The sequence below is a fragment of the Rugamonas brunnea genome, from assembly GCF_014042345.1.
In the GTDB taxonomy this organism is placed as follows: domain Bacteria; phylum Pseudomonadota; class Gammaproteobacteria; order Burkholderiales; family Burkholderiaceae_D; genus Rugamonas; species Rugamonas brunnea.
This window is the reverse complement of the sequence record NZ_JACEZT010000010.1, coordinates 110,168-122,497: the sequence shown is the minus strand read 5'-3', so window position 1 is coordinate 122,497 and position 12,330 is coordinate 110,168. Positions and strand designations below refer to the sequence as shown.

Sequence of the window (12,330 nt, the reverse complement as noted above, 5' to 3'; positions counted from 1 at the left end):
CGGACAGTTGGCGACAACTGTCCGGGGTTTTTTCTTGTCGGGGCAGCGTCAGGAAATTGCATATTTCCCTATGTTAATTCATAATAAAACTTTAACTTTTATTAAGGGAAACTATGACCATCCGCGCCATCGCCTGTGGGGCACTGCTGGGTATCGCTGGCATCTGTTCGGCCGCCGACACGACCTACACCTACACGGGCAATCTGTTCGAGCAGAACGACATCACCAGCACGCCATCGCGTCTGGTGGCCCACTTCGTGTTCGATTTCGACCATGCGGTACAAGGGGCTGGCCATAGCTACGCCATCAAGCACTGGGATGTGGAGGCCGCCGGCCTGCAATTCAGCGATGCGATGCCCATGTTCCTGCAATATTTCCACTTCAACTTCGACAGCAACAAGAACATTGTTGACTGGCAGTTTAGCGCGGCGGACGCGTCGCACATGAGCGGCTTCCTGTCCATCTCGTCGCTGTACGGGCAGCCGGCGGACCTGGCTGGCGTGAACGTCATTTCCGGCCCGTGGGCGAGCGTGTTCGACCGTCCGGGCAGCTGGAGCGTTTCGGCCGTGCCGGAACCGGCGACCTATCTGTCGCTGATTGGCGGCCTGGGGCTGCTGGCCGCTGTGCGGCGCCGCGCCGGCGCGCGCCGGGCAGCCTGAGGGGCGGCAGGCTGCGGCGCGCGGCTGTGTCCGCGCGGCCCGCAGCCGCAGCCGAAGTCGCAGCTTAATGCAGGTTGATCGCCGCGATGCTGGTGCCGCCGTTGATGTACAGGATGCCGTTCGACGACAGCGACAGCTGGCCGCTGAACGGATACGTCCATACCGCCGCATGCGTGCTGCGGTCGACCGCATAGGTGGCGCCGTTGGCGCTGACAAACACCAGGTTATTCGTCAACACCACGTTGCTGCCGGGGTCCTGCGCGGCAGCCGGCGCCGTCCAGCTCCAGGCCAGGCTGCCGTCCCCTTCATTGCGGGCCTCAAGTATGACCGGGTTGAGGCGCAGCGCATAGATCACGCCCCGGTCGTAGGCGGCGCCGTCATGGAAGTTGGCGGCCACGGTCCAGCGCACGGCCAGTGCGGCCGTGTCGTAGTCGGTCAGGCCACTGGTGCGGCTGACGATGAGGTTGTTTGGCGCGCCCAGCAGCGGCGTGGACGACGCCAGGCCACCGACGTCCGGGGCCGAACTCGGGTTGGTCAGGGCGCCGGACAGCCGGTCGAAGATGCGCGGCCGGCCGCCCACGTACAGGTAGGCGTGGCCGGCGTCGACGGCGGGAGCCCAGTCGAAGATGATGTCGGCGTCCACAAACCATTGCTGTGCGCCGCTGGCCGCGTCGAACGCGTACATGCCGCCATAGTAACCGCCGCCCATGTAGATGCTGTCGCCGAACGCGACCGGCGCCCGGTAGTGCGACCATTGCGAGTTGATGGGCGTGCTGAATACCGGCGCGCCGCTGTTGGCGTCGAACGCGAACATCGTCGTCGACTCCTGCGAACCGGCCGACAGGTACACCTTGCCGTTGGCGTAGGCGGGCGGGTTGGTGGTCGCGTATTTGAGGTCGCCGAAATCATGGGTCCAGGCCTGCGAACCATCGCGCTCGTTGAGCACGAACAGCAGGTGGCCCTGCGCGCTCGCGTCGTAGTAGGAGCCGGTGGAGAAATACAGGTGGCCGTTGCCACTGGCGATATCGGAAATCACCATTTGCCGCCCGCTGACGGCCGGCGCTTCATACTTCCAGCGCAGCGAGAATGCCGACGGGTTCAGCGTCACCGGCACCATGCCCGTATGGGCTGCGTTGGCCTGGTATCCGCTCCAGTCGCCGGCGCCGCCTAGCGTGGCCAGCGGCGCCAGGTTGGACGTCGTCACGCCGCCATTGGGCGACACCACATCGATCGCATAGGGCACTTTGAAGGGCGCGCCTTCGAGCTGGGCGGCGCAATTCGTATCCTTGCACACATTGACCGTGATATTGCCCGCGTAATGGCCAGGCGCGGCCGAGGCCGACGTCGCGACGGCGAGGGCAATGCTGCCGTCGCTGTTCGGGGTGACCTGGGCGGAGGTGATGATGTCGCTGTCGGCCTGCGGCTTGACATAGACGACGCCGACGAAGGTGGTCGTCTGCGAGGCCGTGGCATTGATCGTGGCCGGATAGCCGGCGACATATTTCGCGGTCAGCGTGCCCGGGTTGATGGTGTAGGGCGGCTGGACCGTTGGCAATAGCGGCGCGGTGGCGCCGGTATTGCCACCGCCGCCACCGCCACAAGCGGCGAGCAGGATGCTGGCGGCTATGGCGGTGAGGGGCAGGGAGACTGGGGTAGGGCGGAAGTTCATGAGAGACGAAGGGGGTTAATAATAAATTGTTAATCTTTCATCTTAACATTTCTGTGGCTACCAGCAAGTGTTGTATTTTGCTGCAATATTGACCTGGCGGCACATTTATCCGCTTGGCAACTTGTGTTTATGAAAAGTATAATGCGGCCCGTCGCGCACATGGTGTCAGCCGCGCGGTGCGTACCTGCGGAGCAAGCTACGGCTTGCTCTTTGTTTTTTCAGCCGGATTCAGACTATGAAACTAGACAATTTAAAGATCGGCCACCGCCTCGGCATGCTGGCCGTATTCCTGATCGTGGCCATGCTTGCCGTGGGCGCGGCTGGCTGGCAGACCTTCAGCGCCATGGGCGCGCGCGGCGCGCAGGAAGTGGAGCGCGAAGAGCGGTTGGTGATGGCGGTGGACGCGGCGCGCGGCGCGCAGGTCGAATTCAAGAAGCAGGTGCAGGAATGGAAGGACACCTTGCTGCGCGGCGCGGATCCGGCCGCGTTCGACAAGTACAGCAAGGCCTTCGTCCAGCAGCACGCGCTGACCCAGGCCCGGCTGGCCACGCTGAAAACGGAACTGGGCCTGCTGGGACTGGAGACGCAGCGCGCTGACCAGGCCATGCAAGCGCACCAGACCCTGTTCGCGCAGTACCAGCAGGCGCTCAAGCAATACAACGGGGCGCAGCCGGAGAGCGCCCACGTGGTCGATGGCCTGGTCAAGGGCATGGACCGGCCCGTCAATCAGCAGATCGATCAGATCGTCACCTATGTGATGGAGCAGGCGCACGGCTCGATGGCGGCCGCCCGCGCCGAGTTCGCGGCGCGCGACGCGACCGGCAGCCGGGAGTTGCTGGCCATGGTGGCGCTGGCGATCGTGGTGGGCACGGTCATGACGGCGTGGCTGGTGCGTGGCATCGTGCTGCCGCTGCAGCGCGCCATCGGCGTGGCCGAAACGGTGGCCAACGGCGACCTGACCAGCCAGATCGCGGCCGCCGGCGCCGACGAATCGGCGCAGCTGATGCTGGCGCTGCAGACCATGAACGGCAGCCTGGCCCGCGTGGTGGCGCAGGTGCGGGCCGGCAGCGTCGGCATCGAGCTGGCCGCCGGCGAGATCGCCCAGGGCAACCGCGATCTGTCGGCGCGCACCGAGTCGCAAGCGAGCGCCTTGCAGCAGACGGCGGCTTCGATGGTGCAGTTGACGGGCACCGTGCGCCAGACGGCCGACCACGCGCTGCGCGCCAACCAGCTGGCGCTGGCCGCCTCGGACGTGGCCGCGCGCGGCGGCGACGCCGTGGCCCAGGTGGTGACCACCATGGGCGCGATCGACCAGGCGGCGCGCGGCATCGCCGAGATCACCAGCGTGATCGATGGCATCGCGTTCCAGACCAACATCCTTGCGTTGAACGCGGCCGTGGAAGCGGCGCGCGCGGGCGAGACGGGACGCGGCTTCGCCGTGGTGGCGACCGAAGTGCGCAACCTGGCGCAGCGTTCGGCGGCGGCCGCCCACGAGATCAAGGACCTGATCGACAATTCGGTACGCCAGGTGCGCGCGGGCACCGAGCTGGCCGACCATGCCGGGGCCACCATGCGTGACCTGGTGGACAGCATCGGCCAGGTGACGGGCATCATGGCCGAGATCAGCGCGGCCAGCCGCGAGCAGTCGCAGGGGCTGGAGCAGGTCAGCAGCGCCATGGTGGAAATGGATGGCGTGACCCAGCAGAACGCGGCGCTGGTGGAGCAGGCCGCCGCCGCGGCTGGCGCCTTGCGCGAGCAGGCCGGCCAGCTGACGGCCGCCGTCACGCAGTTCAAGCTTGGCGCCCATCGTGGCACCAGTGCAGGCAATGCCGCCAACGCCGGCGTGCGGCGCATTGCGGCCTGAGTGCGGCCTCCATTTAGCCTGAACTTGCTCTGAGCGCCGTCCGCTTCAGCCCAGCGATTTGATGTAGCGGCTGTCCACCTGCGCGCAGTAACTGGCGCAGGCCAGGCGGGCCGCATTGGCCGCCGCGTGCACCCCCATTTCCGCGTTGGTGTGCAGGCACATGGAGACGATGATGGACGGCGGCTCCGGCTGCACCGGCAGTTGCACGAATTCGCCGCTCTCCAGGTAGCTGCTGACGAACAGGCTGGGGATGGCGGCCACTCCATACCCATCCTTGACCAGCTGGACGATGGCGGCCACCGACGGCGAGCACGTGATGCGCGCCTGTTCCAGCGGGATGGCGGCCAGGTTGGCCATCTTGCTGACGATTTCCTCCAGCGCCCGCTGCGGCGCCGTGCCCCGTCCGAAAGTGAGGATGGGCAGTGCCAGCAGGCGCTGATGCAAACCTTCCTTGCGCCCATCGACCAGCCCCTTGCGGGCGATCCAGTGCACCGGATAGACGGCCAGCGCTTCGGACACGATATCGCTGCTGTCCACCCCCTCCACCTGCACCACCAGATCCAGCTCGCGCGCCCGCAGGCGCCGCTCCAGCACATTGCTGATATCGACCGCCAGGTCGATCTCCAGTTCCGGATAGTTGGCGTTCAACTCGCGGATGTATTGCGCCAGCCAGCTGTGCACCACCGATTCGATCACCCCCAGCCTGAGCCGGCCCCGCACGGCGCTGTCCTTGCGGGCGGCCGCTTGCAGGCGGCGGGTCGCGTCCACCACGGCCTTGGCGTGGCTCAGCAGGTATTCGGCCTGCGCCGTGAGTCGGAAATCCTTGGCGTCGCGGTCCACCAGTTCCGTCTGTAATTCCTCCTCCAGCGCCTTGATGCGCAGCGAAATGGCGGCCGGCGTGGCGTGCAGCGCGTGCGCGGTGGCGCGGAAGCTGCGCAACTGGGCGAGCGTGACGAAGGTTTCGAGGAAGCGTGTGTTCATGGCCAGCGGGGAGGGTTGGGACAAGAATACCTTAACCATAGTCGCGCGCATAGCGTCAGGCGGTAAGAAAAACTATACAACAACAGCAAAAATTACTAGATAGCTCATCGCAAGGTTCAAGCTTATTCTTACTTCATCAATTTTCATCATCACGACCAGCAGCGAGACTGAACATGACACCACTCGAATTCCGACACGCGGTACGCAACGGCCAATTCCGCCTTCCCACGGCGGGCCAGTGCGGCGCCTACGCCCAGGCCAACCTGGTGATCCTGCCGCAGGCCCAGGCCGACGCGTTCCTGCTGTTCTGCCAGCGCAATCCCAAGGCCTGCCCCTTGCTGGCCGTGGGCGCGCCGGGCGAGTGGAACGTGGCCGCGCTGGGCGCCGACATGGATCTGCGCGCCGACGTCCCCGGCTACAACATCTACCGCGACGGCCAGCTCGCGTCGCAGCCCCACACCCTGCATGACGTGTGGCGCGACGACCTGGTGGCCTTCGCCATCGGCTGCTCGTTCTCGTTCGAGCAGATGCTGATGGACGCCGGCATCCCGCTGCGCCACGTGGAGCAGGGCAGGAACGTGGCGATGTACCGCACCAACATCGACAACCAGAAGGCGGGGCCGTTCGGCGGCAAGCTGGTGGTGTCGATGCGGCCGATGAAGGCGCGCGACGCGATCCGCGCGATCCAGATCACCAGCCGCTATCCGGCCATCCACGGCGCGCCGGTGCACCTGGGCGACCCGGCCCTGATCGGCATCGCCGACATCGGCCGGCCCGATTACGGCGACGCGGTGGCCATCGCCGCCGACGAGCTGCCCGTGTTCTGGGCCTGCGGCGTCACGCCGCAGGAAGCCATACGCGAGGCGCGCCTGCCACTCGTCATCACCCACCAGCCGGGCTACATGCTGGTGACGGATATTCCCAACGCCAGCCTGGCCGCGTTCTGAATTCATAGCAACAGCAGTTAAAACAACGACGGAGACATAGCATGAACACCAGAGTCATACCCAGCATCGAACAGGAAGGTTATTTCGCGTGGTTCCACGCGCTCACGGGCAAGGAGCGCCGCACCTTCTGGAGCTGCAAGATCGGCTACGCGCTCGACGCGATGGACACCCAGTTCCTCAGTTTCGTAATTCCCACGCTGATCACCAGCTGGGGCCTGTCCAAGGGCGACGCGGGCCTGATCGGCACCGTCACCTTGCTCACCTCGGCCATGGGCGGCTGGCTGGCCGGCATCCTGTCGGACCGCATTGGCCGCGTCAAGACGCTGCAACTGACCATCCTGTGGTTCGCCTTCTTCACCGTGCTGTGCGGCCTGGCGCAGAACTTCAACCAGCTGCTGCTGGCGCGCGGCCTGATGGGCTTTGGCATGGGCGGCGAATGGACGGCTGGCGCCATCCTGATCGGGGAGGTGATCCGCGCCAAGGACCGTGGCAAGGCGGTCGGCATGGTGCAGGCCGGGTGGGCCATCGGCTGGGGCGTATCGGCGCTGCTGTACGCGCTGATGTTCTCGCTGCTGCCGCCGGAATGGGCGTGGCGCTCGCTGTTCCTGCTGGGAATATTGCCGGCCATGTTCGTGATCTTCATCCGCCGCTTCGTCGATGAGCCGGAACTGTTCGTGGCCCAGCAAAAGCAGCAGGAACGCAGCGCCCAGCGCGCCTCGTTCGCCGAGATCTTCTCGCCCAAGATGTTGAGCATCACCCTGCGCGCCGTGCTGCTGACCACCGGCGCCCAGGGCGGCTACTACGCCATCACGACCTGGCTGCCCACCTTCCTGAAAACGGAGCGCCACCTCACCGTGCTGGGCACGGGCGGCTACCTGGCGATGGTGATTGTCGGCTCCTACGTGGGCTACATCGTCAGCGCCTTCCTCACCGACCTGCTGGGCCGCAAAAAGAACTTCATCCTGTTCGCACTGGGCTCGCTGTGCATCGCCTTCGCCTACACCCGGCTGCCCGTCACCGACAACGTGATGCTGTTCCTGGGCTTCCCGCTGGGCTTCTTCGTGTCCGGCGTGTTTAGCGGCATGGGCGCCTTCCTCACCGAACTGTTCCCGACCCGGGTGCGGGGTTCGGGCCAGGGCTTCAGCTACAACATGGGCCGCGCCGTGGGCTCGCTGTTCCCGCTGATGATAGGCCTGACCAGCCACACCATGGCCCTCGGTGAAGCGATCGGCCTGTTCGCCGGCGCCGCCTACGGCGTGATGATCCTGGCCGCATTGACCCTGCCCGAGACGGCCGGCAAGAAGCTGGAAGCTTGAGTCATCAAGTATCGATAGTACCGACAGAACCACCAGAACCACCAGAACCAAACCGAGAGACACCATCATGAAAAACGACATCCCTACCCACCAACTGCGCTGGCAATTCTGGGTTGACCGTGGCGGCACCTTCACCGACATCGTGGCGCGCCGCCCGGACGGCAAGCTGGTGACGCACAAGCTGCTGTCCGAATACCCGGAGCGCTACGACGACGCCGTCACCCAGGGCATGCGCGAGATGCTGGGCCTGAAGACGGGCGAGCCGCTGCCGGTGGAGCAGATCGAAGTGATCAAGATGGGCACCACCGTCGCCACCAACGCGCTGCTCGAACGCAAGGGCGCGCGCACGGCGCTGGCCATCACCCGTGGCTTCGCCGACCAGCTGCGCATCGGCTACCAGGACCGGCCCGACATCTTCGCCATGCGCATCGAGCTGCCGGACCTGATCTACGAGGAAGTGATCGAAGTCGATGAGCGCATCGGCGCGCATGGCGCCGTGCTGGAAGCGCCGGACGAGGAAGTGTTGCGCGGCCAGTTCGCCGCCCTGCGCGCCAAGGGCATCGATGCCATCGCCATCGTGCTGATGCACGCCTACCGCTATCCGCAGCACGAGCAGCGGCTGCGGGCGCTGGCCGAGGAGGCGGGTTTCAGCCAGATCTCCGTCAGCCATCAGGTCAGCCCCCTGATGAAGATCGTGGGCCGTGGCGACACGACGGTGGTGGATGCCTACCTGTCGCCGGTGCTGCGCGACTACGTGGCACGGGTGTCGGCCGACACGGGCGCCGTGCGCCTGATGTTCATGCAATCGAATGGCGGCCTGACGGACGCCAGCCGCTTCCAGGGCAAGGACGCCATCCTGTCCGGCCCGGCCGGCGGCATCGTGGGCGCTGTGAAAAGTTGCGAGGCGATCGGCCTGAAACAGGTGATCGGCTTCGACATGGGCGGCACCTCGACCGACGTGGCCCATTACGACGGCGCCTACGAGCGCGTGTTCGAGACGGTGGTGGCCGGGGTGCGGGTGCGCGCGCCGATGATGCACATCCATACGGTGGCGGCCGGCGGCGGCTCCATCTGCAGCTTCGAACATGGCCGCTTTAAAGTGGGGCCGGAATCGGCCGGCGCCAATCCGGGCCCGGCCAGCTACCGCAAGGGTGGCCCGCTGACGGTCACCGACTGCAACGTGATGCTGGGCCGCGTGCAGCCCGAGCACTTCCCGCACGTGTTCGGCCCCAATGGCGACCAGCCGCTGGACCGCGACGAAGTGGTGCGCCGTTTCACGGCACTGGCCGCGCAGATCGAGCGCGAGACTGGTACCAGCTTGTCGCCGTCCGCCGTGGCCGATGGCTTCCTGGCCGTGGCCGTCGATAACATGGCGCAGGCCATCAAGTCGATCTCCGTCGAGCGCGGCTACGACGTGAGCCGCTACGCCATGTGCTGCTTCGGCGGCGCCGGTGGCCAGCATGCCTGCCGCGTGGCCGATGTGCTGGGCATGACGCAGATCGTGATCCATCCGTTCGCCGGCGTGCTGTCTGCGTTTGGCATGGGCCTGGCCGACATCCGCGCCATGCGCGAGGCGGCCGTCGAGCAGGTGCTGTCCGAGGCTACGCTGGCCGCGCTGCAGCCGCGCCTGGGCGCCCTGGCCCGCGAGGCGGGCGCTGACCTGCTGGCGCAGCAGGTGGCGCCGGCCGATATCAAGGTGGAGCTGTGCGCCCGCGTCAAATACCAGGACAGCGACTCGGCCTTTGTGGTGCCGGTGGGCGGCCTGGTGGAGATGGCCGAGGCGTTCGCCATCCAGTACCGTGGGCGCTTCGGCTTCGTAATGGACGGCCAGCCGCTGGTGATCGAGTCCGTGTCGGCGGAAGCCATCGGCGAAGGCAAGGGCGCCGACTTCGTGATCGAGGTGCCGGCCGGCGAACAGGCCGAAGCTGCGGGCGAGGTGTTGAGCTATGTGGACGGCCAGACCGTGCCGATCGCGCTGCACGTGCGCGCTGCGCTGCCCGTGGGCAGCCGCATCGCCGGCCCGGCCATCATCCGCGAGGAGATCGCCACCACCGTCGTCGATGCCGGCTGGAGCGCCAAGGTGCTGCCTGACCATACGCTGCTGCTGGAGCGCACCGTCGCCGCCGGCAGCATGCACAAGATGACGACGGCCGTGCACCCGATCCACCTCGAAATCTTCAACAACCTGTTCATGGCCATCGCCAAGCAGATGGGCACCACGCTGGAAAACACGGCCTATTCCGTCAACATGAAGGAGCGGCTGGACTTCTCGTGCGCCATCTTCGACCGCCACGGCAACCTGATCGCCAATGCGCCGCACATTCCCGTGCACCTTGGGTCGATGAGCGACAGCGTTCAGTGCGTGATCCGCGAGCACGGCGCGACCATGGCGCCCGGCGACGCCTATGTGCTGAACGTGCCTTACAACGGCGGCACCCACCTGCCCGACATCACGGTGGTGAGCCCCGTGTTCAGCGCGGAGCACAACGCGCCGCCGTTCTCGGTGCGCCCGGAGCCACTGTTCTACGTGGCCGCGCGCGGTCACCACGGCGACGTGGGCGGCATCACGCCCGGGTCCATGCCGCCCAACAGCACCACCATCCTGGAGGAGGGCGTGCTGCTCGATAACGTCAAGATCGTGGACCAGGGCGTGTTCCTGGAGCCGCTGGTGCGTGAACTGTTCGGCGCCGGCCCCTGGCCGAGCCGCAATATCGACCAGAACATCGCCGACCTGATCGCCCAGCTGGGCGCCTGCGAGACGGGCGCCAACGAATTGCTCAAGGCCGTGGCCACCTATGGCGAGGACGTGGTGCTGGCTTACATGCAGCACGTGCAGGATAACGCGGAAGCGGCCGTGCGCGAGGCCATCAGCGGCCTGCGCGACGCCAGCTTCGAGTACGAGATGGATGACGGCGCAGTGCTCAAGGTGCGCCTCAGTATCGACCACGCCAGCCGCAGCGCCACGGTGGACTTCACGGGTACCAGCGCCCAGCGTCCGACCAACTTCAACGCGCCGCTGTCGGTGTGCAAGGCGGCCGTGCTGTACGTGTTCCGCACGCTGCTCGACAGCGATATCCCGATGAACGAGGGCGTGCTCAAGCCGCTCAACCTCATCATCCCGCAAGGCTCGATGCTCAATCCCGTGTATCCGGCGGCCGTGGTGGCGGGGAACGTGGAAGTGTCGCAGTACGTGACCGATGCGCTGTACGGCGCGCTGGGCGTGTTGTCGGCCTCGCAGGGCACGATGAACAACTTCACGTTCGGGAATGCCGAGCACCAGTACTACGAGACCATCGCCGGCGGTTCCGGCGCCGGTCCCGGTTTCGACGGCACGGCCGCCGTGCAGACCCACATGACCAACTCGCGCATGACCGATCCGGAAGTGCTGGAGTGGCGCTTCCCGGTGCTGGTGGAGACGCACGCGATCCGGCGCGGCAGCGGCGGCGCGGGCCGGCACCAGGGTGGGGACGGGGCGCTGCGCCGCATCCGCTTCCTGGAGGGGATGACGGCCAACATCCTGGCCGGCCACCGCCGCGTGGCGCCGTTCGGCCTTGATGGCGCGGCGGCCGGCGCCTTGGGCCGCAACTGGGTGGAGCGCAGCGACGGTAGCGTCGAGCAGTTCGGCGCCACCCACACGGCCGAGATGCGGGCGGGCGACGTGTTTGCCATCGAAACGCCCGGTGGCGGCGGCTACGGCGCGTAACGGCCACTGATCATCCTCCGGCGGCGCGGTCAGGGCTCGCGGCGCCGCCGGCTATTCCACCGAGCCCGCATCACACTGGGGACACCAAAAAAATGAAGAAAACTATGCTTGCGCTCGCACTGGGCGCATCGGCAGGGATGGCTGCGGCCCAATCGGCCGTGACCGTGTATGGCATCGTGGACATGGGGCTGGTGCGCGAGAGCGGCGCCGCCGCCGGCGCCAGTACCAAACTGACCAGCGGCGTGGCCTCCGGCTCGCGGCTGGGCTTCAAGGGCAGCGAAGACCTGGGCGATGGCATGGCTGCCATCTTCCTGCTGGAGAACGGCTTCCAGTCCGACACGGGCGCCATGGGGCAGGGCGGTTTGCTGTTCGGTCGCCAGGCCTACGTGGGGCTGCAAAGCCGGGCCGGCACCGTCACGCTGGGCCGCCAGTACACGCCGCAGTACCTGGCCGTGGCCGCCGTCGACCCCTTCGGCTCCGGCCTCGCCGGCGACACCAAGAACCTCATGGCCGCCACCGGCAACAGCGCCAGCCGCATGGACAACGCCATCAAGTACGCCACTCCCGTGCTGCACGGCGTGAGCGCGGAGCTGGTGTACGGCGCGGGCGAGGTGGCCGGTGACAACGCTGCCGGCCGCCAGTTCGGCGGCGCGCTCGGTTACGCGGCCGGCCCGCTGGCCGTCAAGCTGGCGTACCACAATCGCAACAACGACACGGCGGCCGTGAAAAACACCAGCAGCGCGCGCAACACGGTGCTGACGGCCACCTATGACTTCGGCCCGGCCAAGGCGCATTTTGCATACGGCACCGACAAGGGCACCAACAGCGCGCCGCTGCGCAACGCCACCAACCCGTTCGGCTACGCGGTGGCGCCCACGCCGTCCACCGACAGCGCCGACCTGCTGCTGGGCGTGACCGTGCCGGTGGGCGTGCAGACCTGGATGGCGTCGTACATCCGCAAGAATGACAAAACGGCATTCAACCAGGATGCGGAACAGTTTGCGCTCGGCTATCGCTACTATCTTTCCAAGCGCACCGATGTCTATACTGCCTATGCGCGCATCCGCAACAAGAACGGCGCCGGCTACACGGTCGGCAGCGCGATCGAGGGCGGCACGGGCGACCGCGCCGTCAACCTGGGGCTGCGGCACGTGTTCTGAACCACGCGCCGCTGATCACATCATAAAAAGG

At 66.5% G+C, this 12,330-nt stretch carries 8 protein-coding genes; 6 read left to right on the top strand and 2 right to left on the bottom strand.

What is annotated here, in order from left to right:
- Positions 1–113: 113 nt before the first annotated feature.
- Positions 114–659, top strand: a complete 546-nt coding sequence (locus tag H3H37_RS16070; protein ID WP_182164275.1) for a PEP-CTERM sorting domain-containing protein — start codon at positions 114–116, stop codon at positions 657–659.
- A 64-nt stretch (positions 660–723) separates the two neighbouring features.
- Here the strand turns inward: H3H37_RS16070 and H3H37_RS16065 are convergent, their stop codons facing one another.
- The gene (locus tag H3H37_RS16065) at positions 724–2,214 is read right to left on the bottom strand and encodes an outer membrane protein assembly factor BamB family protein (protein ID WP_182164273.1); all 1,491 of its coding nucleotides are present in this window, start codon (positions 2,212–2,214) and stop codon (positions 724–726) included.
- A gap of 349 nt (positions 2,215–2,563) precedes the next feature.
- On the opposite strand from H3H37_RS16065, the gene H3H37_RS16060 reads away from it, so the two are divergent.
- Entirely contained in the window at positions 2,564–4,192 is a 1,629-nt protein-coding gene (locus H3H37_RS16060) for a methyl-accepting chemotaxis protein (protein WP_182164271.1), read from the top strand.
- 45 nt (positions 4,193–4,237) lie between these two features.
- Here H3H37_RS16060 and H3H37_RS16055 read toward each other — a convergent pair whose 3' ends face one another.
- Positions 4,238–5,173 carry a LysR family transcriptional regulator gene (locus H3H37_RS16055; protein ID WP_182164455.1) on the bottom strand — a complete coding sequence of 312 codons (936 nt, stop codon included), beginning with the start codon at positions 5,171–5,173 and terminating at the stop codon, positions 4,238–4,240.
- Positions 5,174–5,346: 173 nt separating this feature from the next.
- On the opposite strand from H3H37_RS16055, the gene H3H37_RS16050 reads away from it, so the two are divergent.
- The 4 genes from H3H37_RS16050 (at position 5,347) to H3H37_RS16035 (ending at position 12,299) form a co-directional block, all read left to right on the top strand.
- Complete coding sequence (locus tag H3H37_RS16050) at positions 5,347–6,120, top strand: putative hydro-lyase (RefSeq protein WP_182164269.1); 774 nt, start codon at positions 5,347–5,349, stop codon at positions 6,118–6,120.
- 41 nt (positions 6,121–6,161) lie between these two features.
- Positions 6,162–7,436: an MFS transporter gene (locus H3H37_RS16045; RefSeq protein WP_182164267.1), complete on the top strand. Its 1,275-nt coding sequence runs from the start codon at positions 6,162–6,164 to the stop codon at positions 7,434–7,436.
- Between the two features lie 67 nt (positions 7,437–7,503).
- The gene (locus H3H37_RS16040) at positions 7,504–11,139 is read left to right on the top strand and encodes a hydantoinase B/oxoprolinase family protein (RefSeq protein WP_182164265.1); all 3,636 of its coding nucleotides are present in this window, start codon (positions 7,504–7,506) and stop codon (positions 11,137–11,139) included.
- A gap of 92 nt (positions 11,140–11,231) precedes the next feature.
- On the top strand, positions 11,232–12,299 hold the full coding sequence (locus H3H37_RS16035; protein WP_182164263.1) for a porin: 1,068 nt from the start codon (positions 11,232–11,234) through the stop codon (positions 12,297–12,299).
- Positions 12,300–12,330 lie beyond the last annotated feature (31 nt).